Below are 23,072 nucleotides of genomic sequence, written 5' to 3'. Positions count from 1 at the left end.
GCCCCGGCGTGGTGGTCGTGCTCGACGACGCCCCGCGCCGCGCCGACGGCTCCCGCCCGGCCGGCGCCACTCCCGATGACCTGGTCGTCCACCAGCAGGACGTACAGGCCGTGGTCAATGCGCTGTGGTCCGGCAGAGCCGAGGCGATGACGCTGATGGGTGTCCGGGTTATCTCGACGAGCGCGGTACGCTGCGTGGGTAACACGCTACTGCTCGACGGCCAGGTCTATTCGCCCCCGTTCGAGATCGCCGCCATCGGCGACCAGGCAGGACTTCAGCGCGCGCTCGAAGTCTCCGAGGGGGTTCGGTTGTTCAAGGAGGCCGCCGACACCTTCGGGCTCGGCTACCAGGTGCGTGTGGAGGCGGATGTGCAGGCCAGGGCATATGACGGCTCGACGGCGCTGCGCGCCGCACGGTCCGGGTCGTGACCGGGGCAGGCCGGCATGGATCACCGCCCCCGTCACCGGGCCCTCGACCAGGACGACATCGCCACCACCATGCTGCCCCGCATCAGGGCCGAGGATCCCGGCGACGCGACCGCGATAATTCCGAAAGTCGCCCCCGACCCCGGCCAAACCGCCTATATTCCGAAATTCAGTGAACCTTCCGCGGACCCGACCGCGGTGCTGAGGAAACTTCCACCGAGGCCCCCCTCCGACAGGCCCGACGAACCGGCCCCGCCCACCCCCGAGGATCAGCCGGACGCAGCCGAGGCGCCCAAGGGCGCCATCGTGGTGCCACTGCGCCCGGTCCGCACCGAGGAAGGGTACCGGAGCGTGTACTCCGAATACACCAGGACGACGTTCGGCTCCGTGGCGCGCACCATCAGCCGGGGCACGGGCGAGGTGCTCATCACCTTCGGTCTGATCGTGCTGCTGTTCGCCGGCTACGAGATCTGGGGCAAGGCGGCGATCGTCAACGAGCACCAGGACGAACTCAACCACCAGCTCGAGCAGCAGTGGGCGCAGCCGCCGCCGACGGTGGGCCCCAGCGCGACGCCGGCCGCGGTGAAGCCGGCCAACGGCGCCGTCATCGCCTCCGTGCACATCCCGCGGATGAACAAGAAGTGGGCGGTCGTGCAGGGCGTCACGCCGGCCGACATCCGCTACGCACCGGGCCACTACCCGGACACGGCGATGCCGGGGCAGCTCGGCAACTTCTCCATGGCCGGGCACCGCACGCCGGCCATCTGGTGGGACCTCGACCAGCTCAAGCCCGACGATCCGGTGATCGTCAAGACGGCCGACACCTGGTATGTCTACCTGGTCACCAGCCACGAGATCGTGCTGCCGAACGCCGTGCAGGTGGTGGCGCCCGTGCCCGGCAAGCCCGGCGAGAAGCCGACCAAGGCGATGCTGACGATGACCACCTGCAACCCCAAGTTCAACAACTATCAGCGGCTCGTCGTGCATGCCGAGCTCAAGCGCAGCCAGCCCGTCTCCGACGGCGACCCGGCCGAGCTGAAGGGCTGAGCGCGTGTACTCCTGGATCTGGCGGCACATCCCGTTCAGGCAGTGGCAACTCAAGGCGCTGGTCTCGGCGGTGCTCGTCGCCGGGATCGGCGCCCTGCTGTGGTATCAGGTCTTCCCCGCCGTCGAGCCGATCCTGCCGTTCTACGACGTCCAGGTGGAGAGCACCGACCCCGGCGCCGACATCACCGTGGAAAGCCCGTCACCGCGGCCCTCGACGGGCCCCACGGCCACGAAGCCGCCCGTTGTACTACCGAGTTAGGTGAGCCGATTGCGCGTCCTCGTCATCGACAACTACGACTCCTTCGTCTTCAACCTGGTGCAGTACCTCGGCCAGCTCGGCGTGGAGTGTGACGTCCGCCGCAACGACGAGATCACCGTGGCCGAGGTCGGTGCGGCGAGGCCGGCCGGCGTGCTGCTCTCCCCCGGCCCGGGCACGCCGGAACGGGCCGGTATCTGCATGGCGGTGATCGAGCAGTACGCCGGAAAGCTCCCGATCTTCGGCGTCTGCCTCGGACACCAGGCGTTCGGTGCCGCGTTCGGCGCCACCGTGACCCGCGCCCCGGAGCTCCTGCACGGCAAGACCTCGCTCGTGAAGCACAAGGGCCAGGGCGTGCTCGCCGGGCTGCCGGACCCGTTCATCGCCACGCGGTACCACTCGCTCGCGGTCGTCGAGTCGACGCTCCCGCCGGAGATCGAGGTGACCGGCCGCACCGAGTCGGGCGTGGTGATGGCGATGCGCCACCGCGAGCTGCCGATCGAGGGCGTGCAGTTCCACCCGGAGTCGGTCCTCACCCAGGGCGGGCACCAGATGCTGGCCAACTGGCTGGCCGTCTGCGGGCTGCCGGACGCGCTGGAGCGGGCACCACAGCTCGTCGACGAGGTCGAGGCCCGGCGGGTCGCGGCGTTCGCCTAGCGGATCCGGCTGTGCACAACCCTGTGGATAACTGACCAGTTATCCACAGGGTACGCAACGTAGTGACGCCCCGACATTGATCAGGGGGTCGCGCTGCCGCTCGGCTTGGCCGACGGCGGCGCCGACGTCGACGGATTCTGGCTCGGCCCACCGTCGTCGAACTTGCCGACCCGCAGCACGATCTGATCGCTCTTGGCGTAGACCTTGCTGACCGCCTGCTTCGCCGCGACCACGAGCCCGTCCTTCGACTGGTCGTTGACCGAGATGGGCTGCGTGCTGACGTTGAAGAAGCCGGCCTGGTTGAGCAGCTGCTCGGCCTGCGCCGGGGTCTTGTCGATCACATTGGGCATGACGGCCTGGTTGTTCTTCGACAAGAAGATCGTGACCGTCGAGCCCGGCTTGACCTGGGTGCCGGACGGCGGGTCGGACTGGACGACCTCGTCCTTGGGCTCGATCCCGTCCTTGAAATCGATGGCGACCACGAGGTGCGCCGCCTGCAGCTGCCGGGCCGCCTCATCCTTGCCGAGCCGGAGCACCGGCGGCACGGGCACCAGCGTGGGCTCGCCGCACACCGTGTAGCCGACCTGCGACCCCGGCTTGACCTTCGCGCCCGGCGTAATGTTCTGCGTGAGTACCGTGCCGGTCTTGCAGTCCTGCGAGGGATCCTGCCGCGGGGATCCGTGGAGGTTCGACTGCTTCAGCAGGGTCTCCGCCTCGGCCTGGGTGCGATTGGTGATCGTCGGCATCGGCACCTCGGACTCCTGGTTGGCCAGGTAGAGGCCGATCGACAACGCGGCGACGGCGAGCAGGCCGAGCGCGGTCAACGCGACCACCACGCCGGTGGAGCTCTTGCGCTTCTGTCGCTGGTTGGCGCGGGCAGGCTGGCGCGAGGCCGGCGGCGGCCGGTAGGCGGTGGTCTGCTCCGCCATGACCGAGGCCATCTCGTCCTCGGTCATCACCGGCGGCGCCGACACCGGACGGCCGGCGGCGGCGCGCAAGACGTCCGCGCGCATCTCGCCGGCGCTCTGGTATCGGTTGAGCGGGTTCTTCGCCAGCGCCTTGAGCACGACCGCGTCGATCTCGGGCGTGACGTCTCGGTTGCTGCTGCTCGGCGGTCGCGGGTCCTCCCGGACGTGCTGATACGCCACCGACACCGGGTTGTCCCCGACGAACGGCGGGTGCCCGCACAGCAGCTCGAACAGCACGCAGCCGGTCGCGTAGACGTCGGAGCGGGCGTCGACGGGCTCGCCGCGGGCCTGCTCCGGGGAGAGGTACTGCGCCGTGCCGATCACCGCGGACGTCTGCGTCATCGTCGTCGCGCCGCTGGCCAGCGCCCGGGCGATGCCGAAGTCCATCACCTTGACCTGGCCGGTCTGCGTGAGCATCACGTTGCCCGGCTTGATGTCGCGGTGGATGATCCCGTGCCGATGGCTGAACTCGAGCGCGGCGCAGATGTCCGCGGTGATCTCCAGGGCCCGCCGGGGCATGAGCCGCCCCTCGACCGCAAGCACCTCCTTGAGGGTGCGGCCGTTGACGAACTCCATGACGATGTACGGCAGTTCCTCGCCGGCCGGACCGCGCTCCTCGCCGGTGTCGTAGACGGCGACGATCGCGGGGTGGTTGAGGGAGGCGGCGTTCTGCGCCTCCCTGCGGAACCGCAACTGGAAGGTGGCGTCGCGAGCGAGGTCGGTGCGCAGCGTCTTGATCGCGACGTCGCGGCCGAGCCGCAGGTCGCGACCCCGATGGACCTCGGCCATTCCGCCATAGCCGAGCAGCTCCCCGACCTGGTAACGGCCGCCGAGGAGGCGCGGCTGGGCGGTCATGTCGTGTCGTCCTTCGGTCATCGACTCTTACCTTGCCACGTCTTGCGACGAGAAGACATTCGGGTCGTTCCGGTCAGTCTGGATCAAGCCTGGTCAGCCTGACGCGCTGGTCCGGGGCGCGGGAGGGGACTGAGAGTGACTGGCGTTGCCGGTCGGCTCGCCCGCCGGCTCCGAGGGCTGCTCTTCGAGCGCGCCCCGGTTGGCGTAGATGGTGATCGTGGCGCCCTCCGGCACCGGCCCGCACGGTTCGACCTGGACGACACTGTTCGGGAGGGCGCCCTTGGTGGCCTTGTCCACGACGTTGACGGTCAGGCCCTTGCGCTCGAGTTCCTTCTTGAAAGCGTCGACCAACGGGATCCTCGGCTTGCACTCCACCATCACCGGTTTGCTGGTCGGCTTTGTGCTGGTCGGCGCGGCCGGGGTGGACGGTGCGGGCGAGTTGGCGGCGACCGTGTTGTTCGGCGACGCGCCGTCGCCGGAATTGGGCTTGGTGGCCAGATAGATGCCGCCGATGCCGACCAGCACCAGCAGCACGACCGCGCCGATGCCGACGAGCACCACGTTGTTGCGGCCGCCGCTGCGCTTGCGCGCGCCCGAGTCCACCGGCGGGGACGGCTGGTAGCCACCGGTCGAGCCGAGGTACGTCGCCGTGTCGCCGCCGGGCGGCGGCGGGGGCACGCCGGCCGCGCCGCGCGCGTCGTGGCCGCCGAGGCCCGCGGCCGCGCCGGGCGGCGGCGGGATGGCGCCGGACATGATGCGCGTGCCGCCCGCGCCGGAGGTCGGCGGGCCGGACATCGGCGAGCCGGACGTCGGGTGCCCATAGCCGGGCGAGACGGGCGAGCCGGAGATCGGCGGCCCGGAGACGGGGTTGCGCTGGCCCACGGGCGACCCGGGTGGGCCCATCGGCATGCCGCCCGGCGGGACCGCCGGGCCGGTGGCCGTGCCGCCGCCGGACGGCTGCCCGGAGACCCGCCGGGCGGCCTGGGCGAGCGCCGCGGCGCTGGGCCAGCGGGCGGCCGGGTCCTTGGCCATGGCCCGCTCGACCAGCTGCGCCACCGGCGGCGGGATGTCCGCGGGCAGCGGCGGCGGCATGTCGCGCACGTGCCGCATCGCGATCTCGAGCGGGTTCTCTCCCTCGAAGGGCCGTACGCCCGACAGGCACTGGTAGGCCACGACGCCGAGCGCGTACACGTCGGACAGCGGGGTGGCCTGGGCGCCGGACGCCTGCTCGGGCGAGATGTAGGAGGCGGTGCCGAGCACCGAGCCGGCCGCGGTGAGCTGGGCGACGGCCGCCGAACGGGCGATGCCGAAGTCGGTGAGCACCAGCGTGCCGTTGGGGCGCACTAGCAGGTTGCCGGGCTTGACGTCGCGGTGGACGATGCCCTTCTCGTGCGCGGCGTGCAGTGCGTCGGCGGCCTGGGCGATGAGCGCCATGGCGCGCGCCGGGGTGAGCCGCCCGACCCGGGAGAGGGTGCGGGAGAGCGCGTCGCCCTCCACATACTCCATGATCAGGAAGGCGGTGCCGTTCTCGCTGCCGTAGTCGTAGATGTCGACGACGCCCGGGTGGTTGATGGTCGCCATGGTGCGCGCCTCGCCCCGGAAGCGTTCGGCGAAGCCGGGCTCCTCCATCAGCGCGGACAGCAGCACCTTGATCGCGACCGTGCGGCCGAGCACCTCGTCGGTGCCGCGCCACACGTCACCCATCCCACCGCCGGCGATGCGTTCGTCCAGGCGGTAGCGCCCGCCCAGGGTGGTGCCGGCGCTCAACATGTCGCGCACCTCATTATCGAATGCCCTTTTCGTCCGCGTATGCCTTCATGACCAGACCGGAGATGCGAGCCGCCTCGGCGCTGCCGCCTTTGCCGGCGTTCTGGAGGAAGACCGCGACGGAGACGATCGGCTTGCCGTCCTTCATGGCGAAACCGATGAACCAGCCGTGGTCTTCCGAGTCCTCACCGTCCTGCGCCGTACCGGTCTTACCACCGACCTGCAAGCCCGGGATGCGAGCGCTCTTGCCCGTGCCGTCGTCGGCGGACACGACGCTGGTCATCATGTCCTGCAGTCCGCGGGCGACGTCGGAGGAGATGGGGGTGCGCAGCGTCTTGGGCTCGGTGTGGTCGGCGATCGACAGGTCGGAGTTCTGCAGGCGGTCGACAACGTAGGGGCGCATCTGCTTCCCGCCGTTGGCAACCGTCGCCGCAATCATGGCGCCTTGCAGCGGAGACATCTTCACCTCGCGCTGTCCGATGCTCGACTGAGCGACGGCGGGCGGGTCCACGCGGTTGTCCGAGCCGGCGGTCATCGGGCCGGTGCGGCTAGCCACGACGCCGCAGTAGTTGCGGTCCTGGTCCTCGATGAAGCGGGGCTCCTGCTCGAAGCCGAAGGCCTGGGCCATCGACTTGAGCTTCTCGGCGCCGATCCGCTCGACGCCCATCCGGGCGTACACCGTGTTGCAAGAAACCGTCAGGGCCTGCTTCAACGTGATCTGGTCGGGGCAGACGCCGGTGTGCGCGTTCTTGATCTGGAAGTCCGAGACCTGCGGCGGCTTGTAGAACTCGCCGCCCGGCACCACCGTGTCGGGGGTGAGCGACGAGTCCGCGGTCATCGCCGCCGCCGAAGTGATGATCTTGAACGTCGACCCGGGCGGAAAGACCTCCGACACGGCCCGGTTCAGCAGCGGCTTGCCCGGGTCGCCGTTGAGCGCCTTGTAGTTCGCCAGGGCCGCCTTGGCGTCGTGGGTGCTCAGCAGGTTGGGGTCGTAGCTCGGCAGCGACACCTCCGCGAGGATCGCGCCGGTCGCCGGGTCCATGGCGACGACCGCGCCGCTCTTGACCTTGAGCTTGTTGTTCCCCAACGCCTGGTAGGCGGTGTCCTGCGTGGCCTTGGAGATGGTCAGCAGCACGTTGCCACCGGCCGGCTCCTTGCCGGTGAACAGCCTGGCGATCCGGTCGGCCGCCTGCTTGTCAGAGGTGCCGACGAGGAAGTCGTTGTTGAGCTTCTCCAGGCCGGTAGCCCCCAGGTTGACCGGCTTGTAGCCGAGTACGTGCGCGTACTCCTCCTTGAGCGGGTACGTGCGCAGGTACTTCAGCGAGTCCCCGGTGGACTGGGCGTCGGCGAGCACGGTGCCCTTCGCGTCGGCGATCTTGCCGCGCGGCCGCTCGTACTCGGTCGCCTGCACCCGCGCGTTGTGCGAGTCGGTGCGGTAGTCGTCGGCCTTGACCACCTGCCGGTAGTTCAGGTTCAGGAACAGCAGGGCGAACAGGACCATCACCACGACGCCGACCCGGCGCAGCGGGGCGTTCATCGCACAACCTCCGTGGGCATCTCTTTGATCTGGACCGGCGCGCCGCCGCCCCCGCCGGTCGCGATGCCACCGAGCCCGATCGCCGGCGCCCCGCCGGCCGGGCGGCGACCCGCGTCGGAGATCCGCAGCAGCAGGCCGATCAGCAGCCAGTTGGCCACCAGCGACGAGCCACCCGCCGACAGGAACGGCGTGGTCTGACCGGTCAGCGGGATGAGCTGGCTGATACCGCCCACGATGACAAACACCTGCAACCCCAGCATGAACGAGAGGCCGCCGGCGAACAGCTTGCCGAAGGAGTCGCGCACGTTGATCGCGGCCCGCAGACCACGCTCGACGAGCAGCAGGTACACCACCAGCAGGGCGGTCAGGCCGAACAGGCCGATCTCCTCGCCCAGGCCGGAGAAGATGAAGTCCGTGCGCACCTCGGGCACCCTGGTCGGCTGGCCGGCGCCGGGGCCCGTGCCGGTGAGCCCGCCGGTGCCCAGCCCGAGCAGCGACTGGACCAGCTGGTAGCCCTTGTTGTTCGCGTCGGCGAACGGGTCGAGCCACGTGACCGCGCGCTCGGAGAAGTTCAGGAACGGCCCGCCGACGGCCTTGCCCAAGAAGTACGCCAGGAACGCCCCGCCGAGGAACAGGCCCAGGCCGATGATCAGCCAGCTGACCCGCTCCGTGGCGATGTAGAGCGTCACGACGAAGAGGCCGAAGTACATCAGCGAGGTGCCCAGGTCCTTCTCGAAGACGAGCACCATCAGCGACATGAGCCACACGAGCAAGACCGGCCCGAGGTCACGGCCGCGCGGGAAGTCGATGCCGAGGAACCGCTTGCTCGCCAGCGAAAGCACCTCGCGCTTGCGCACCAGGTAGTAGGCGAAGAAGACCAGCAGGAGGATCTTGGCGAACTCGCCCGGCTGGATCGTGAACCCGGGAAGCTTGATCCACAACTTCGCGCCGTTGATCATCGAGAACCGGTCCGGGAGCACCGCCGGGATCATCACCAGCACGATGCCGGTCAGTCCGAGCGTGTAGGCGTATCGCGACAGCGACCGATGGTCCCGCACGATCGCCAGCAGCACGGTGGCCCCGATCACGGCGGCCGCGGTCCAGCCAAGCTGGCGGAATCCGTCCCCGCTGAAAACGTCCAGGTCGGCCCGCTGCGGCGCCTTCACGGCGGCCAGATCCAACCGGCGCAGGAACCCCACGCCGAGGCCATTGATGAGCGCGACCGCGGGCAGGATCACCGGATCGGCGTACGGCGCCAGGAACCGCACCACCACGTGAGCGACGCCGAAGATGCCCGCGATGATCGCGGTCTGCACCCAGAAGTGCGAGGTGACCTCGCGGGCAGCGTTGCCCTCCACCACCGCGGCGAACACGGTGAGGATGGCGACGACGAAGAGGAGCAGCCCCAGTTCGACGTTGCGCCGGGTGCGCGGGCGGGCGGGTGTGGAAACGCCCGCTCCGCCGCTCATGGGCGACGGGATGGCGGTGGCGGTCACAACTGGCTTCCTCTTCCCCTCAGCACGTCAGTTCGGCCCTGACACGATCAGCAACTGGTCGCGTGGGCCGAGGTCGGCGTGGAGGGCAGGCTTGGCTCGGCGGGCAGCGACGGCGGGCTCGCCGGCTCGCTGACCGGCGCGGACGCGCTGCCGCTGGAGTTCGCCGCCACGGAGACGGACGCCGAGGACGACTCCGAGGGCTGCGTCCTCGGGCAGTCCTGCTTGTGCGAGGGGTCGCTCGGGTCCTCCAGCGCGGCCATCTTCTCCTGGGCCTGCTCCAGGTTGTCGACCTGGATGCCCTGTTTGACGGCGCCCTGCGCGGCCGGCGTCAGGTCGTCGAGCGTCAGCGTGGCGCTCTCCTGATACACGTGCCCGAGCTTCAGCCACGCGATGTTGGCGGGCACACCTTTGAAGATCGCGACTCGGCCGCTTTCGGTGGCGCCCACGTAGTACCGCGACTGCGTGACGCTCCAGCCATACCACAACCCGCCGCCGAGCAGCCCGAGCAACACCACGAGGAGGACCGTGGTGCGCACCGGATGTCGCCGGGAGCGCTGCTCCCCGTCCTGGCGGCCGGCGGCGACCGGCTCCTGCGGGCGCGGCTGCTCGTCCGCCGGCACAGGGGGGCGCGGCGCGGCGAGCGCGGCGCCCCGGGCCGAGGACATCGACTGGTCGGCGGAGGTCGCCATGCCCCGATCCTGCGCCGCGGCCCCGCCCACGATCGGCCGCTCCTCGACGATGTCCTCGTCGGTGACGTCGGCGACGATCACGGTGATGTTGTCGGGCCCGCCGCCGCGCAGGGCCAGCTCGATGAGCCGGCTGGCGCACTGGTTGGGGTCGACGTACTCGCGCAGCGTCGACTCGATGGTCTCCGCGCTGACAACGCCCGACAGCCCGTCGCTGCACAGCAGATACCGGTCGCCGGGCTTGACCTGGCGCACCGAATACTCGGGGTCGGCGTCGCGGCCGTCCAGCGCCCGGGTCAGCAGGGAGCGCTGCGGGTGGCTGTTGGCCTCCTCGAGGCTGATGCGGCCCTCGTCAACGAGCATCTGGACATACGTGTCGTCCTTGGTCACCTGGGCGAACTCGCCGTCGCGCACCAGATACGCGCGGGAGTCGCCGATATGGACCATGCCCATCTTGGTGCCGGAGAACAGCATGGCGGTCAGGGTCGTACCCATGCCCTCCATGGCCGGGTTTTCCTCGACCGCGTCCCGGATCTGCTGGTTGGCCAGATCGACCGCGTTGCGCAGCGTGTCGATCATGGCGTTGCCGGGCACGTCTTCGTCGAGCGGCGCCATGGTGGCGATGACGATGTTGCTGGCGACGTCACCGGCGGCCATGCCGCCCATGCCGTCGGCAACGGCAAGCAGCCGTGGTCCGGCGTAAACGGAGTCCTGGTTCCCGCTCCGGATCAGACCGCGGTCGCTGCGAGCCGCATAGCGCAAGGTGAGGGTCATGGCCGTAACTCGAGAGATGTGCGGCCGATGCGAATCGGCACGCCGAGGGGGACGGGGGTGGGTGCGCTGACCTTGGTCTTGTCGAGGTAGGTCCCGTTGGTCGAGCCGAGATCCTCGAGATACCACTGGCCGGCGCGCGGCACGAGGCGGGCGTGCTTGGACGAGGCGTAGTCGTCGGTGATGACCAGCGTCGAATCCTCGGCCCGGCCGATGGTGATCGGGGCCTCACCGAGGGTGATGCGGGTGCCCGCCAGCGCACCGGCGGTGACGAAGAGCTGGTTGGCTGTCTTGCCGCGCTTGACCTTCGCCGGACGGCCGGGAGCCGTCAGCGCACCGACTCCCCGAGGCGCGGCGACGATCCGGCTCGAACGCGAGCCCGCGAACAGATCCCGGCGGATCACTCCCACCACCGTGAATACGAAGATCCACAGCAGCACGAGTAGCCCATACCGGGCAACCGTGATGACAAATTCCATCTACGACGTGCTCATTCAGATCCGCCTACGTGAAGTACGGTCATCCATCCACGCGGTAGGTCAGCGTGGTCGTGCCGAGCTGGATCATGTCACCCGGGTTCAACGCGACCGCTGAGACGCGCTGTCCGTTGACCATGGTGCCGTTCGTGGAGCCGAGATCGGTCAGCACGACCTGCGCTCCGTCGAAGTCGAGCCGCGCGTGGCGCCGCGAGATGCCGACGTCGGGGAGTCGCATGTTGGCCTGGTCGCCCCGGCCAATCACGGTCGAACCAATCGACAGAGGGTAGCTTCGCCCGTCGCCGGACACCAGTCGGACGTTGCGGGCGGGGCCGCCGGGCGGGGGCCCATAGCCGCCGCCACCTTGGTCATAGCCCCCGCCGCCCTGGTTGTAGCCGCCATACGGATCCGGGGCTGGTGGCGGTGCGGCGTCGCCGCCGGTGTAAACCTCCGCGGTCACCCGGAACATGCCGGTGTCCAGGCCGTCGCCACGCTCGATCTCGACGATGACGTCGCCATACACCGTCCAGCCCTGCTCGCCGATGAACTCCGCCTGCGACTGGGCGAGCTCCTGCGCGAGTGCGGCGGCATACGGGGCCAACCGACTGTGGTCATAAGGCGACAGGTCGATCACGTAACGATTCGGCACGAGCGTGCGCCCGCCGGCCAGAATCGCCTTGTGGGCTTCCGCCTCCCGTTGCATGGCGTTGAGGATCTCCACGGGGTGGACAACCCCCTTGAAGACCTTGGCGAAGGCCCCCTCAACCAGGCCCTCTAGGCGCTTCTCGAAGCGCTGCAGCACACTCACCGGTTCCTCCTCGGGTTCCGAGGTCATGATGGTATCCGGACGTCGCACGCCCGTATGCAAGCTGACCGGTCGGCCCGTGCTACTCTTCCGTGGCGCCCAGGGAATCCTAGTGCCTACCCGGTGATTTCGCCGAGCAGGAGCGAGGTATGCTCTGACGCGCCAGGCCACGAGATTACTCGTGACCAGGGGAAGTGGCGGAATGGCAGACGCGCACGGTTCAGGTCCGTGTGCCCGAAAGGGCGTGAGGGTTCAACTCCCTCCTTCCCCACCGCCGAGGGTGGCTCCTGCTCAGTGGCAGGGGCCACTTCGCCGTTTCGGCGGTGGATCCTTTCCGCTCGCTTCGCTCGCTCAAGGTGGGGGGCTTCGCCCACCCACACCCCCTCCCGGTGGGTGGTCAGGGCCGTGCGTCGGTCACCCTGGCCCCCGGCTTCGCTTCGCTCGCCTTCGCTTCGCTCGGCTGCTTTTTGGCTCCGGTTCGTTTCAGTTGCTGGCCGTTGCTCCCGTCAGACAGCGGTCGGCGCTGGGGCGCCTTCCTGCCTTGTCCGCGGTGGCAAGGGCATGGGCTGGGGGCTTCCTTGCCTTGGCAGAACCTACTGTTGGGCGCGGGTATGCTGCTTTGGTTTTTGGACGTCGTCTTTGGTGGGGGTCTGGCTCGTGAGTGTCGCGCTTGTTACCGGGTCGGCGGGGCTCATCGGGTCGGAGGCTGTCCGGCACTTTGCCTCGCTGGGGCTGGATGTCGTGGGGATCGACAACGACATGCGGAAGCGGTTCTTCGGGGCCGAGGCTTCCACCGCTTGGAACGTTGTCCGCCTTACGAGTGACCTCGGGGACGCCTACACACACCATGACGTCGACATCCGGGATCGCGATGCGGTCGCGGGGATCTTCAAGCAGTACGGCCGGGACATCGCCGTCGTGATCCACACGGCCGCGCAGCCCTCGCACGACTGGGCGTTGCGCGATCCGTTCACCGACTTCGACGTCAACGCGGGCGGGACGCTCACGCTCCTGCAGAACGTGCGCGAGCACTGCATCGAGGCGCCGTTCATCCACTGCTCCACCAACAAGGTCTACGGGGACCGCCCCAACTCGCTGCCCTACCAGGAGCTCGAGACCCGGTGGGAGATCGAGCCGGGGCACGAATACAAGAACGGCATCAAGGAGGACATGTCGATCGACGCCTGCCTGCACTCCGTCTTCGGGGCCTCGAAGGTCGCCGCGGACGTGATGGTGCAGGAGTACGGGCGGTACTTCGGCATGAAGACGGCCTGCTTCCGCGGCGGCACGCTCACCGGGCCGGCGCACTCGGCCACCGAGCTGCATGGGTTCCTCGGCTACGTCATGCGCTGCAACATGCAGCGCCGGACGTACAAGATCTTCGGTTACAAGGGCAAGATGGTCCGCGACGCGATCCACTCTCACGACGTCGTGTCCGCGTTCGAGGCCTTCTTCCGGGCGCCCCGCAGCGCCGCGGTCTACAACCTCGGTGGCGGCCGGCACTCGAACACCTCGCACCTCGAGGTGTTCAAGCTGGCCGAGCGGATCACCGGCAACGAGATGATCACCGAGTATCACGAGGCCAACCGAGTCGGCGACCACATCTGGTGGATCGGCTCCAACGAGCGGTTCCAGCACGACTACCCGGACTGGAAGCAGGTCTACGACGTACCGATGATCTGTCAGGAGATCTACGAGGCCAACCTCGGTAAGTGGACCCCGGAAGCCTGAGACGGGTCGGGATCACAGTGATTGACAGAGGCAAGCGGAACGTCCTCGGCGTCGAGGTCAGCGCCGTCGACTACGACAGCGCCGTCGACAACGTGATGAGCGCGGCCCGCGAGGGGCGCCCGCTCGCCGTCACCGCGCTCGCCGTGCACGGCGTCATGACCGGCGTGCAGGACAAGGCGCACGGCGCCCGGCTCAACTCGTTCGACCTGGTGACCCCCGACGGGCAGCCGGTGCGGTGGGCGCTCAACCTGCTGCACCACGCCCGCCTCGCCGACCGCGTCTACGGCCCCGACCTCACGCTGAAGGTCCTGGAGGCGAGCGCCGCGGAGGGCCTGCCGGTGTACTTCTACGGCTCGACCCAGGAGACGCTCGACCGGCTGGCGCAGAAGCTGCAGGAGCGGTTCCCGGCACTGAAGGTCGCCGGCATGGAGCCCTCGAAGTTCCGCCCGGCGGAGGCCGGCGAGCCGGAGCAGATCGCCGCCCGGATCAAGTCCTCCGGCGCGCGCGTGGTCATGGTGGGCCTCGGCTGCCCGCGGCAGGAGGTCTTCGTCTACGCGATGAAGCCCCTGGTCGACGCCCCGATGCTCGCCGTCGGCGCCGCGTTCGACTACCACGCCGGCGGCCTGAAGAACCCGCCCGCGTGGATGCAGAAGTACGCCCTGGAGTGGCTGTGGCGCCTCGGGCTCGAGCCCAAGCGGCTCTGGCGGCGGTACATCCTGCTCAACCCGAACTATCTGGCCCGACTGGGCGCGCAGAAGGCCCGCCTGTGGCGCGCGACCCCGCCGCCGCCGGCTACAGAGCCCCTGAAGACCTTCGCCGTCTGAGCCGAGCCCCGGTCAGCTGTGAATAGCCTCTGAATGTCTGAACAGGCTCCGAACGACTTCTAGAAACGCCTGTGGGCGGCCGCTCTGGGCGCCCACTCGCATCGTTCGGCGAGCTTCGGCGGTATGCGGAAGTGTCCGAAATTGCCGGAAATATCACACCAATGCGGGGCTGATCGCCGCCGCGGCGGACTCTCAGCGGCCCGTGATTGCGCCGACCTTGGCGCTGCGGCGCTTGAAGGTGCCCCGCTTGTCGAAGGCACGCTCGGCCGGCCACAGCATGAGCGCCAGCGGCGCGGCGATGTACCAGCGGTCGAGCATCACGTAGGCGACGATGTTCGCGACGACGCCGAGCGCGTACAGACCGATCAACCAGTCGACCCGCTTCTCGCCGATGCCACGCTTGTGGTAAGCGTCCAGGACGCCGAAGGCGCCGATGCTCAGGGCCAGCAGGCCGCCGCCGCTCACGAAAGCGAACATCAGATCCGACACGTCACTCACTCCTGCATCCCCGTCGCCACCGGCAAACTCCACCAAGCTAAGCGGACATTTCAAGATCGACCATCAACTTTGGGACATGCCCACCGGCCGAACGTTGCGCAGCCAATCGGACATTCGGCCGATTTCACTGATCTTGCGCAACCGCCCAAATCGGCCGCTATCCGGCGGTCTTGAGGGAGATCCGTGCCTGCTCGCGGACGCTGACCGCGCCCCACGGGTCGAACAACGCCGGCGCGGATGCTCATGACGGGCCCCGGCCGCGCGGTCGGCGCACCCGGAGCCCGTCCGACCTCCCCAGGTCGAGTCCTCCCTGCTTTTTACAGGGTGCGGATCGACCTGTCGATAGACAGGCAGGTGCGCACGCTCGCGTTACTTGAGCGGCCGCGGCTCCTGCGAGTAGATCAGCTCGAGAATGCTGCGAGCCGCCTCGAACCAGCGGTCCAGCCAATCCTGCTGCGGCATGGTGCCCCTCGGCGGCAGTTCCATCAGCAGGCCGCGCAGCAGCGGGTGGTCGGCCATCGAGCCGCTCGGCGTGTCCAGCCAGGAATCGCGGCCGAACATCGGCTCGGTGAGCGGCCCGCCACCGAGCGATCCGGCGCCGAGCGACCCCCCGGTGAGTGGTCCGAGGTCCGCGACGAGCGAGGACTCGGGCAGCTTGGGCGGCGTCATGTCCAGCGGCATCGACGCTCGGTCCAGCGGTGAGCCGTTGCGCGGCGACAGGTCGTCGAGCGGCCCGTCGCCGATGCCGTCCCGGCGACCGCCCGGACGGTAGCTACCCAGCTGCCCGGAGAAACGGTCGTCGGTCTTCGACGATCCGTTGCCGAAGTTTTCGGGGCCAATGTTCACGGTAGGAAGCCTTATCTCACTCGGGGGAAGTACCGCAATACGGTGCGATTCGCGGCACTCATACCTATAACGACAATCCCGGTGGAACGGCCACGCTCACCGACAAAAACGGCCGGCCCGTCCCGCAGGCGTTACGCCACGGAAACGGGCCGGCCGGTCGCGCCCGGCGTGCGATCACGCCAGGTCGAACTCGCCGTCCTTGGTGCCGTCGACGAAGGCCAGCCACTCCTCCGGGGTGAACAGCAGTACCGCTCCGGCCTTGTCCTTCGAGTCGCGGAGGGCCACCGCGCCACCGACGAATGCGACCTCGACGCAGTTGTCCGAGTACGGGCCACTGCGGGTGCTCTTGCGCCACGCCGCACCGTCGAGGTTCACGGCGAAGCCCTTGGCTTCGATTTTCACTACAGCTCCTTTGTCAGCTTCACGAACATCGACACTGACTCGTCCGGACGGAGTGCGTTGGCGCGCAAGTAGTCAAAGATGAATCCGTAGCGCTGAAGCTCGTCGTCCTTCTCGAGAAAGAGACCGCCGGCCGCGTTCGAGGCGAACACGAAGTTCTGCCCGGCAGACTCGTCGTACAGCAACATCGTGAATGCCCCGTCCATCCCGGCGTGCGCGCCGGCGGAGAAGGGCAGGACCTGCAGGGTCACGTTCGGCCAGGTCGCTACCAGGCTCAGGTGCTCGAGCTGACGGCGCATGACCGCACCTCCCCCGACCGGACGGTGCAGGACGGCCTCGTCCAGCACCACCCAGAGATCGATCGGGTCATCCTGACTAAGTAACGACTGTCTGCTCATACGGACACGCACCCTCTTCTCGACCTCGGCGGCGCCGATGTCGGGACGGGCGGCGTGGATCATGGCCTGGGCGTACTCCTCGGTCTGCAGCAGGCCGGGAACGACCAGGGCCTCGTATGAGCGGATGTGATCGGCGGCGGCCTCGAGCCCTACGTAGGCGCCTGTGAGCACATCGCCATACAGCTGCCACCAGCCCTTCTGCCGCGCCTCACGCGCGAACTTCAGCAACTGGTCGGCGTAGTCGGGATCCACACCGTAGATGTCCAACATGTCCCGCACGTCGCGCGGGGTCACACCGGTCTGACCCGTCTCGATCCGCGAAATCTTGGATCCGGAGCACTCCAGCCGATCGGCGACCTGGTCGATGGTCACGTGCGCGGCCTCGCGCAGCCGCCGCAGCTCCATCCCCAGCTGCCGGCGCCGGAGGGTCGGGCTGCCTCGTCGACTTGCCACGTGTCGCACCTCCGTGCCGCCGGACCTACGTAGATAACTTACGTATAGATCAGCGCAACATCGTAGAGCCGCGCCAGGCGACTCGGCACGACAATCGGCGACTCATACCCGTGGTGGAAACTTCGTCTTGCAAGTTGCATTGATCATCGTTCTCGGGCAACCTGTCCGTGTGGCTGGGGTCACGGATTGTTCACTTGGCCGATCAATCCGCCCCAGGTGGACGCAGCGACAAACGATCGGACCGATCGGCGGTTACGGACCCGCCCCGCGACAAGCGCCGTGACCGGCCTTCCCCCACAAGCCGACCGAAGACGGGAGTCCCACCGTGTTGCCGAGAACCGGTGACGTGCTGCGCGTGACCAAGACCGCGAGTGTCCAGTTCACGCAGCCCATGCTGTTCCGGGTGATCAGAGTGCACGACTGGCAGACGTACGACGGATGGGCCTGGCTGGACGGATACCAGCTCAACGCGGCGGGCGACGCGGTGGAACGCCGCTCCATCTTCGTCCAGCTCCAGGGCCTGCAGCCGGGCTTCGTGGCCCGCACCCAGCGCGCCGCCACTCCGGCACGCGCGGGCGTGCCGGTCGCGGTCGGCTGAGGCCGCTCGCCGGGGCCGGCCGTCGCGTGGCCGGCCCCGCGCCCTCCCTCATGCGTCGCTTGTGACCCGTCTCGGGTCAGCCGCTGGCGGACGTGCTGGGCTGCGGCTTCGACGGCGATGGCGACGGTGGCGGCGGCGACACCGGGGCGGCCGCGACGATCAGGGTCACCGTGTCGCCCGCCGTCACGGTCTCGCCCTCGCCGGGCCGCGCCGACAGCACCTCGCCCGGCGGCAGCGAGTCGTCGGCCCGGCGCTGCACGACGACGTCGAGCCCGAGCACCTGCAGCTTCACCGTCGCCTCCGCGAGCGTGTCCCCGCGCAGCGGCGGGATCACGACCTGGCCGGCCGGCGGCGCGGCGCTCGACGTGGCCGGCGCCTCCGAGGCCGGTACCGCCGATGACTCGGGCGGCGCGCTCGACGGCGCCGGCGGTGCGGCCGCGGTCGTGGCGGACGTCGGGTCCACCCCGCCGGGCGCGTTCTGCCCGCTCTCGGTGGCGCGATAGATGAGGTACAGCCCGACGCTCAACGCCCCGACGAGCACGACCGCGATGATGCCGACGATCACCGGGCTGAACCAGGACCGCCCCTGGTAGGGGTCCTCTTCCTCGCCCACCCACTCCTGCGGCGCGGGCCGCCGCAGCGACGGATCGCCGGGCACCGGCACCCCGGCCCGCGCCGACCACCGCGCGCCCGCGTGCTCGTCCCGGCCCGCAGGCCGCTCCACCCGCGTCGCGTCCTGCGCCCGATAGGCCCGCGTCGCTTCCGAAGGCCGCCCGACCCGCGTCGCGTCCGGCGGCCCGCTGACCTGCGTCGCGTCATCCGACGGCCGATGCACCTGCGTAGCGTCATCCGACGGCCGATGCACCTGCATAGACACCTGCGTGGCCTCGTCCGACTGTCGGTGCGCGTGCGTGGTGTCATCGGACGGCCGGTGCACCTGCGTGGCGTCGGTGCCCTCGTGCCTCTCGCGCTCCGGCTCGCCGCCCTCGCCGAACGGCCAGAAGGGCTGCGTCGAGGACTCGTCGTCGGGTGACCGGTCCGGGCTGTTCGCCATACCTCCAGTTCACCACCTCGTCCGGCCAGCCCACCCGCCCGGCGTCAGATGACTCCGCGCGGCCTTCAGCACACGGGCGGTTCGCCCCTACGTTTGAACTCGCCCGGGTGGACGGCTGGGCGTACGCTGCGCGGCATGGCGGCACGAAGCTGGGCAACCTCAATATTCGCGGCGATCGGTGTCGCGGCCGGCGCGGGTGCCGCACAGCTCGGCCTCGGCTACGGCCTGGGCATCATCTCCTGGCAGCCGACCGGCGACAGCGCCACCGTCTGGGTCAGCAGCCTCGCCTGGGTGACGTGGCTCGCCGCGTCCTCGACCGTCATCGGTGCCATCTGTGCCGACCGGCTCGCCGGCGCCGGTGCGCCCGTCCCGGCCGACCCAGACAGCACCGGCGGGAAGGCCCTGATGGTGGCCTGGCGGGTGGTGGTCGCACTCGCCGCCGCTGTCGGTTCGCTGATCATCGTGCCGCTGGTCGCCATCCCGGCGCGCACCCCACGGCCGGACAATGTCGCGCCGTACTTCACGGCCAGCGGATACGCGATCGCCGGCCTGATCGTCGGCCTGCTGGTCGCGGTCGGCGCGCTCGCCGCCCGGGCGATCGCCGCGAACATCATCGCCTCGTCCGCCTGGCTGTGGTCGCTGGCCGTGGTCGCGGTCGCCGATGTCGTGCGCGCCGACGAAAACACCGCCACCGCCGCCCAGCTCGGCACCTGGCGGTTCACCGAGGCGACCTGGGTCCACGGCATGGTCAACCTGCCCGGCGCCCTGCTCATGCTCGCCGTCGCCCTGGTCATCGGCGTCCTCGCCGCCTGGCCCGCCGGCCGCCGCGGGGACAACCGCGTCGGCGTGGCGGTCTCCGGCATGGCCGGCCCGCTGCTGGTGGACATCGCCTACATCCTGGCCACGCCCGCCCTCGGCGAGCGCGACCAGCACCTCTCGGCGTTCGTCATCGCGCCTTACGCCGTGCTCGCCGGCCTCGCGGGCTCGGTCATCGTGTCGGTGATCGGCCCCCGCGGCTCCCTCGCCAAGTCCCGGGCCGAGCGCCGAGCGGCCGCCGCCGAGCGCGACTCCCGTGCCGCCGCCGAGTATTCGGACTGGGCCGCCGCGCTGGCCGAGGCCGACGCCGCCGAGGCCCGCCGCCACGCCGGCGATGAGTCGGACACCGACCCGCTGCGCCCGCCGAGCGGCTCGGACGCCTCCTGGTCGCGGGAGCCGGTCACCGTCGGGGCCGAGCTCGACTCCGCCACCGACCTGGAGTCCGACGCCTACGCACCGTCGCGGGCATACGGCAGCGCCGAGTCCGTCGGCCGCACGCACACGTCGGCCGCCGCCGACCCCACCTACATCGAGGACACCGGTGGCGAGGAGCCCGCCCCGGCCGGCTCGTCATCCTCGGCATCGGCCTCGGCCAGCGTCGGCGTGCCGCTCTGGCCGACCGAGTCGACCACCGACATCGCGCCGGCCAAGTCGACGTCCCGGGCAAAGCGCGGCCGCGGGAAGCCGGCCCAGTAGGCGGCTGTCCCGCCGTTGCCCGGCGGGATGGGGGACGCCCCACCGCACGTCGTCACGCCGCTCTCGAACGAACGCATCCCGGCTCCGCCGCGACGGTCAGGCGGCGGGGCGCATCGACGGGACACCCGAGGTGGCCTCCGGCCGGACCGCGTCGCGAACCGTGCGCAGGCCACGCAGCACAGTGCCCAGCTCCTCCGGGCTCAGCCGTCCGGTGAACCACTCCTCGATCAGCGCCACGTGCCCGGGCAGCACGTCGCGCATCTTCGCCAGACCGCCCGGCGTGATCACGGTGAACGAGCCGCGCCGGTCCGTCGGGCAGGCCCGGCGCATCGCCAGGCCGTCGCGCTCCAGGCGGTCAACGACCCGGGTCACGCCGCTGGTGGACAGTCCGGTCTGCGCGGCCAGGTCGGTCATCCGCAGCTCACTGCCGGGCGAGCGGGCCAGGCGCACCAGCACCTCGAAGTCGACGCTGCCGAGGCCGTGCTCGGCCAACTGGACGTTGAGCCGCGCGTTCACCCCGGTGAAGGCCTCCACGAACAGGCCCATGGCGGTGATTCGCGGGTCTTCCAGCATCTCGTCGGTCACAGCGCGAGTCTAGCAGGGAACTTGACGAACAAGACTCTGCTGCGTGTACATTTGCTGTGGCAATCTTCTTTGAAACCGCACAATCGAGGGAGTCACCATGACAGCACCTGCCAACACCCGCGAGTACCAGGGCCTCACCATCCCGACACCGGGCAAGTTCGAGCTCGACCCGGCACACACCCGGGTCAGCTTCACCGCGCGGCACCTGATGGTGAGCAAGGTGCGCGGCGGTTTCACCAGCGCCAACGGCAGCATCGTCATCGCCGAGGACCCGCTGGAATCGCACGTCGAGGTGAGCATCGACGCGGCGAGCATCGACACCGGCGTGGCCGACCGCGACGGGCACCTGCGCAGCCCCGACTTCCTGCACGTCGAGCAGTGGCCGACGCTGACCTTCAAGAGCAAGCGTGTCGTGAGCCTGTCCGGCAACGAGTTCAAGCTGGTCGGCGACCTCACGATCCGCGACGTCACGCGCGAGGTCGAGCTGGACGTCGAGTTCGAGGGGCACGCGAAGAGCCCCTGGGGCCAGGAGGTCATCGGCTTCAGCGCGACGACCGAGATCGACCGCGAGGAGTTCGGCATCACCTGGAACCAGACCCTCGAGACCGGCGGCGTCCTCGTCGGCCGGAAGGTCAAAATCGAGATCGGCGCCGAGGGTGTGCGCCAGCCCTGAGGCGCCGAAGGCGTGGGTCAGCCCTGAGGCGCCGAAGGCGTGCGTCAGCCCTGAGGCGCCGAAGGCGTGCACCAGCCCTGAACCGCCGCGATCCAAAGAGCTGGCAAACCGGAAATTTCCGAAGTGCCGGAGTTTGGCAGTCGTGCAGAGGGTGGGCGAAATCTCCCACCCTCTGCAAGGTTTTGCTCACCGTCGGCTGCCGTTGTGTCCATTTTGTCCCTAGCGGTACCTCTCGACTGCTCCTAACGTGAGGGGTCCAAGAGGGGCCAGGGGGCAGGTATGGGCCAGGACGTCACACGGGGAGCCTTCTCGCGTGAGGACCGCGCTCGATACCGGCGGAAGGTGCGCCGCTGCCTCGATGTCTTCGCGCTCATGCTCAACGATTTCCGGTTCGACTCCGATCGGCCGATGACCGGCCTGGAGATCGAGGTCAACCTCATCGACCCGGATGCCCAGCCGGCCATGCGCAACGCCGAGGTCCTCGCCGACCTCGCCGATCCCACGTTCCAGACCGAGTTGGGCCAGTTCAACCTCGAGATCAACGTCGCCCCGAGGGTCATCGAGGGTGACGGCCTGGACGTGTACGAGCGGGAGGTCCTGGCCAGCCTCGTGCACGCCGACGAGCGGGCGAGCAAGTCCGACACCCGGCTGGTGCTCATCGGCATCCTGCCCACGCTGCGCCCGGAGCACCTGGTGCTGGCGAACATGTCCAGCGACCCGCGGTACCGGCTGCTGAACGATCAGATCATCAACGCCCGCGGCGAGGACATCGCGCTCGACATCCGCGGGCAGGAGCGGCTCGCGGCCCAGTCGGACTCGATCGCGGGCGAGTCCGCGTGCACGAGCGTGCAGTTCCATCTGCAGGTCGCACCCGAGGACTTCGCGATGTACTGGAACGCGTCGCAGGCGATCGCCGGGGTGCAGGTGGCGGTGGGGGCCAACTCGCCGTACCTCTTCGGCAAACGCCTGTGGGCCGAGACCCGCATCGCGCTGTTCGAGCAGGCCACCGACACCCGGCCGGAGGAGCTCAAGGCGCAGGGCGTGCGCCCCCGGGTCTGGTTCGGCGAGCGCTGGATCACCTCGATCTTCGACCTGTTCGAGGAAAACGTCCGCTACTTCCCGCCGCTGCTGCCGATCACCGAGGAGGAGGACCCGGTCGCCGTGCTCGAGGCCGGCGGGGTGCCGCGCCTGGGCGAGCTGCGCCTGCACAACAGCACGATCTACCGGTGGAACCGCCCGGTGTACGACATCATGAACGGCCGCCCGCACCTGCGCGTCGAGAACCGCGTGCTGCCGGCCGGTCCCACCGTGGTCGACCAGCTCGCCAACGCCGCGTTCTACTTCGGTCTGGTGCGCGCGCTGTGCGAGCAGGACCGGCCGATCTGGACGCAGATGCCCTTCTCGGCGGCCGAGGAGAGCTTCCACACCGCCGCTCGCGAGGGGCTCGACGCGCGGGTCTGGTGGCCGGAGGTCGGCGAGGTGGCGGTGGCCGACCTGGTGCTGCGCGAGCTGCTGCCGCTGGCCGAGGCCGGCCTGGACCGCTTCGGGGTGCGGCCGCAGACGCGGGACCGGCTGCTCGGCGTCATCGAGGGCCGGTGCCGCACCGGGCGTAACGGCGCCGCCTGGCAGACCGAGGTCGTGCGTTCCTTACAGGAGCGCCATGGGCTCGATCGACCCATGGCGCTGCGACAGATGCTGCTGCGGTACTCCGAGGGCCTGCACGAGAACGTTCCGGTCCACACCTGGCCGGTGTAG

General features: G+C 69.5%; 23 protein-coding genes and 1 tRNA gene. 11 read left to right on the top strand and 13 right to left on the bottom strand.

Translation table 11 applies throughout. The annotated features are described in order from the left end of the window. The 4 genes from ABT297_RS19925 to ABT297_RS19910 form a co-directional block, all read left to right on the top strand. The coding region (locus ABT297_RS19925) for a DUF881 domain-containing protein (RefSeq protein WP_350551429.1) at nucleotides 1-428 on the top strand (428 nt) is incomplete at its 5' end. Nucleotides 429-443: 15 nt separating this feature from the next. Then, nucleotides 444-1,472: a class E sortase gene (locus tag ABT297_RS19920; protein ID WP_350551427.1), complete on the top strand. Its 1,029-nt coding sequence runs from the start codon at nucleotides 444-446 to the stop codon at nucleotides 1,470-1,472. Between the two features lie 4 nt (nucleotides 1,473-1,476). Next, nucleotides 1,477-1,731, top strand: a complete 255-nt coding sequence (locus tag ABT297_RS19915; protein ID WP_502885599.1) for a hypothetical protein — start codon at nucleotides 1,477-1,479, stop codon at nucleotides 1,729-1,731. A 9-nt stretch (nucleotides 1,732-1,740) separates the two neighbouring features. Beyond that, nucleotides 1,741-2,385 (top strand): aminodeoxychorismate/anthranilate synthase component II, encoded by a 645-nt coding sequence (locus ABT297_RS19910; RefSeq protein ID WP_350551459.1) that lies wholly within the window; start codon nucleotides 1,741-1,743, stop codon nucleotides 2,383-2,385. A gap of 80 nt (nucleotides 2,386-2,465) precedes the next feature. Here the strand turns inward: ABT297_RS19910 and pknB are convergent, their stop codons facing one another. The 7 genes from pknB to ABT297_RS19875 all read right to left on the bottom strand — a co-directional run bounded on the left by pknB (nucleotide 2,466) and on the right by ABT297_RS19875 (nucleotide 11,776). After that, nucleotides 2,466-4,208 (bottom strand): Stk1 family PASTA domain-containing Ser/Thr kinase, encoded by a 1,743-nt coding sequence (pknB, locus tag ABT297_RS19905; RefSeq protein WP_350551456.1) that lies wholly within the window; start codon nucleotides 4,206-4,208, stop codon nucleotides 2,466-2,468. A gap of 93 nt (nucleotides 4,209-4,301) precedes the next feature. After that, nucleotides 4,302-5,978 (bottom strand): serine/threonine-protein kinase, encoded by a 1,677-nt coding sequence (locus tag ABT297_RS19900; RefSeq protein ID WP_350551453.1) that lies wholly within the window; start codon nucleotides 5,976-5,978, stop codon nucleotides 4,302-4,304. Between the two features lie 13 nt (nucleotides 5,979-5,991). After that, nucleotides 5,992-7,512 (bottom strand): peptidoglycan D,D-transpeptidase FtsI family protein, encoded by a 1,521-nt coding sequence (locus ABT297_RS19895; protein ID WP_350551424.1) that lies wholly within the window; start codon nucleotides 7,510-7,512, stop codon nucleotides 5,992-5,994. After that, nucleotides 7,509-8,981 carry an FtsW/RodA/SpoVE family cell cycle protein gene (locus ABT297_RS19890; RefSeq protein WP_350551450.1) on the bottom strand — a complete coding sequence of 491 codons (1,473 nt, stop codon included), beginning with the start codon at nucleotides 8,979-8,981 and terminating at the stop codon, nucleotides 7,509-7,511. Before ABT297_RS19890 ends, ABT297_RS19895 begins: the two co-directional genes overlap by 4 nt. Nucleotides 8,982-9,055: 74 nt before the next feature. After that, entirely contained in the window at nucleotides 9,056-10,468 is a 1,413-nt protein-coding gene (locus tag ABT297_RS19885) for a PP2C family protein-serine/threonine phosphatase (RefSeq protein WP_350551422.1), read from the bottom strand. Beyond that, nucleotides 10,465-10,944 carry an FHA domain-containing protein FhaB/FipA gene (locus ABT297_RS19880; RefSeq protein WP_350551419.1) on the bottom strand — a complete coding sequence of 160 codons (480 nt, stop codon included), beginning with the start codon at nucleotides 10,942-10,944 and terminating at the stop codon, nucleotides 10,465-10,467. Before ABT297_RS19880 ends, ABT297_RS19885 begins: the two co-directional genes overlap by 4 nt. A gap of 40 nt (nucleotides 10,945-10,984) precedes the next feature. After that, a complete protein-coding gene (locus ABT297_RS19875) occupies nucleotides 10,985-11,776 on the bottom strand; it encodes an FHA domain-containing protein (RefSeq protein ID WP_350551416.1) in 792 nt (263 codons plus the stop codon). Nucleotides 11,777-11,934: 158 nt separating this feature from the next. Here ABT297_RS19875 and ABT297_RS19870 point away from each other — a divergent pair. From ABT297_RS19870 to ABT297_RS19860, 3 genes are all read left to right on the top strand, one after another. Next, a tRNA-Leu gene (locus ABT297_RS19870) sits at nucleotides 11,935-12,017 on the top strand. A gap of 386 nt (nucleotides 12,018-12,403) precedes the next feature. Then, a complete protein-coding gene (locus ABT297_RS19865; RefSeq protein ID WP_350551414.1) occupies nucleotides 12,404-13,477 on the top strand; it encodes an NAD-dependent epimerase/dehydratase family protein in 1,074 nt (357 codons plus the stop codon). A gap of 17 nt (nucleotides 13,478-13,494) precedes the next feature. Continuing rightward, nucleotides 13,495-14,301: a WecB/TagA/CpsF family glycosyltransferase gene (locus ABT297_RS19860; protein WP_350551411.1), complete on the top strand. Its 807-nt coding sequence runs from the start codon at nucleotides 13,495-13,497 to the stop codon at nucleotides 14,299-14,301. 192 nt (nucleotides 14,302-14,493) lie between these two features. Here the strand turns inward: ABT297_RS19860 and ABT297_RS19855 are convergent, their stop codons facing one another. From ABT297_RS19855 to ABT297_RS19840, 4 genes are all read right to left on the bottom strand, one after another. Then, on the bottom strand, nucleotides 14,494-14,832 hold the full coding sequence (locus ABT297_RS19855; RefSeq protein ID WP_350551409.1) for a hypothetical protein: 339 nt from the start codon (nucleotides 14,830-14,832) through the stop codon (nucleotides 14,494-14,496). 336 nt (nucleotides 14,833-15,168) lie between these two features. After that, nucleotides 15,169-15,645, bottom strand: a complete 477-nt coding sequence (locus ABT297_RS19850) for a hypothetical protein (RefSeq protein ID WP_350551407.1) — start codon at nucleotides 15,643-15,645, stop codon at nucleotides 15,169-15,171. 174 nt (nucleotides 15,646-15,819) lie between these two features. Next, nucleotides 15,820-16,047: a DUF397 domain-containing protein gene (locus ABT297_RS19845; protein WP_350551405.1), complete on the bottom strand. Its 228-nt coding sequence runs from the start codon at nucleotides 16,045-16,047 to the stop codon at nucleotides 15,820-15,822. After that, nucleotides 16,047-16,847 carry a helix-turn-helix domain-containing protein gene (locus ABT297_RS19840; RefSeq protein ID WP_502885598.1) on the bottom strand — a complete coding sequence of 267 codons (801 nt, stop codon included), beginning with the start codon at nucleotides 16,845-16,847 and terminating at the stop codon, nucleotides 16,047-16,049. Before ABT297_RS19840 ends, ABT297_RS19845 begins: the two co-directional genes overlap by 1 nt. A 373-nt stretch (nucleotides 16,848-17,220) precedes the next feature. Between ABT297_RS19840 and ABT297_RS19835 the strand changes: the two genes are divergently transcribed. Continuing rightward, entirely contained in the window at nucleotides 17,221-17,493 is a 273-nt protein-coding gene (locus ABT297_RS19835; RefSeq protein ID WP_350551400.1) for a hypothetical protein, read from the top strand. Nucleotides 17,494-17,569: 76 nt separating this feature from the next. Here the strand turns inward: ABT297_RS19835 and ABT297_RS19830 are convergent, their stop codons facing one another. Further along, nucleotides 17,570-18,547: a PASTA domain-containing protein gene (locus ABT297_RS19830; RefSeq protein WP_350551397.1), complete on the bottom strand. Its 978-nt coding sequence runs from the start codon at nucleotides 18,545-18,547 to the stop codon at nucleotides 17,570-17,572. Between the two features lie 135 nt (nucleotides 18,548-18,682). Here ABT297_RS19830 and ABT297_RS19825 point away from each other — a divergent pair, with 135 nt between their 5' ends. Beyond that, complete coding sequence (locus tag ABT297_RS19825; protein WP_350551394.1) at nucleotides 18,683-20,059, top strand: hypothetical protein; 1,377 nt, start codon at nucleotides 18,683-18,685, stop codon at nucleotides 20,057-20,059. A 96-nt stretch (nucleotides 20,060-20,155) separates the two neighbouring features. Here ABT297_RS19825 and ABT297_RS19820 read toward each other — a convergent pair whose 3' ends face one another. Continuing rightward, a complete protein-coding gene (locus ABT297_RS19820; RefSeq protein ID WP_502885597.1) occupies nucleotides 20,156-20,644 on the bottom strand; it encodes a MarR family winged helix-turn-helix transcriptional regulator in 489 nt (162 codons plus the stop codon). A gap of 97 nt (nucleotides 20,645-20,741) precedes the next feature. Between ABT297_RS19820 and ABT297_RS19815 the strand changes: the two genes are divergently transcribed. Both ABT297_RS19815 and ABT297_RS19810 read left to right on the top strand, forming a co-directional pair. Beyond that, nucleotides 20,742-21,317: a YceI family protein gene (locus tag ABT297_RS19815; RefSeq protein WP_350551391.1), complete on the top strand. Its 576-nt coding sequence runs from the start codon at nucleotides 20,742-20,744 to the stop codon at nucleotides 21,315-21,317. A 279-nt stretch (nucleotides 21,318-21,596) separates the two neighbouring features. Further along, nucleotides 21,597-23,072: a glutamate-cysteine ligase family protein gene (locus ABT297_RS19810; protein WP_350551388.1), complete on the top strand. Its 1,476-nt coding sequence runs from the start codon at nucleotides 21,597-21,599 to the stop codon at nucleotides 23,070-23,072.

The organism is Dactylosporangium sp. NPDC000555 (genome assembly GCF_040300025.1).
GTDB lineage: Bacteria > Actinomycetota > Actinomycetes > Mycobacteriales > Micromonosporaceae > Dactylosporangium.
The sequence above is the reverse complement of the archived record's forward strand: the minus strand, read 5'-3'. Positions and strand labels throughout refer to the sequence as shown.

What these genes read in the sequence shown, in the direction of transcription:
- ABT297_RS19920 (WP_350551427.1), top strand. Translation starts at nt 444, where the DNA reads ATGGATCACCGCCCCCGTCACCGGGCCCTCGACCAGGACGACATCGCC.
- pknB (WP_350551456.1), bottom strand. Translation starts at nt 4,208, where the DNA reads ATGACCGCCCAGCCGCGCCTCCTCGGCGGCCGTTACCAGGTCGGGGAG.
- ABT297_RS19900 (WP_350551453.1), bottom strand. Translation starts at nt 5,978, where the DNA reads ATGTTGAGCGCCGGCACCACCCTGGGCGGGCGCTACCGCCTGGACGAA.
- ABT297_RS19895 (WP_350551424.1), bottom strand. Translation starts at nt 7,512, where the DNA reads ATGAACGCCCCGCTGCGCCGGGTCGGCGTCGTGGTGATGGTCCTGTTC.
- ABT297_RS19890 (WP_350551450.1), bottom strand. Translation starts at nt 8,981, where the DNA reads ATGAGCGGCGGAGCGGGCGTTTCCACACCCGCCCGCCCGCGCACCCGG.
- ABT297_RS19885 (WP_350551422.1), bottom strand. Translation starts at nt 10,468, where the DNA reads ATGACCCTCACCTTGCGCTATGCGGCTCGCAGCGACCGCGGTCTGATC.
- ABT297_RS19880 (WP_350551419.1), bottom strand. Translation starts at nt 10,944, where the DNA reads ATGGAATTTGTCATCACGGTTGCCCGGTATGGGCTACTCGTGCTGCTG.
- ABT297_RS19875 (WP_350551416.1), bottom strand. Translation starts at nt 11,776, where the DNA reads ATGACCTCGGAACCCGAGGAGGAACCGGTGAGTGTGCTGCAGCGCTTC.
- ABT297_RS19840 (WP_502885598.1), bottom strand. Translation starts at nt 16,847, where the DNA reads ATGGAGCTGCGGCGGCTGCGCGAGGCCGCGCACGTGACCATCGACCAG.
- ABT297_RS19830 (WP_350551397.1), bottom strand. Translation starts at nt 18,547, where the DNA reads ATGGCGAACAGCCCGGACCGGTCACCCGACGACGAGTCCTCGACGCAG.
- ABT297_RS19825 (WP_350551394.1), top strand. Translation starts at nt 18,683, where the DNA reads ATGGCGGCACGAAGCTGGGCAACCTCAATATTCGCGGCGATCGGTGTC.
- ABT297_RS19815 (WP_350551391.1), top strand. Translation starts at nt 20,742, where the DNA reads ATGACAGCACCTGCCAACACCCGCGAGTACCAGGGCCTCACCATCCCG.
- ABT297_RS19810 (WP_350551388.1), top strand. Translation starts at nt 21,597, where the DNA reads ATGGGCCAGGACGTCACACGGGGAGCCTTCTCGCGTGAGGACCGCGCT.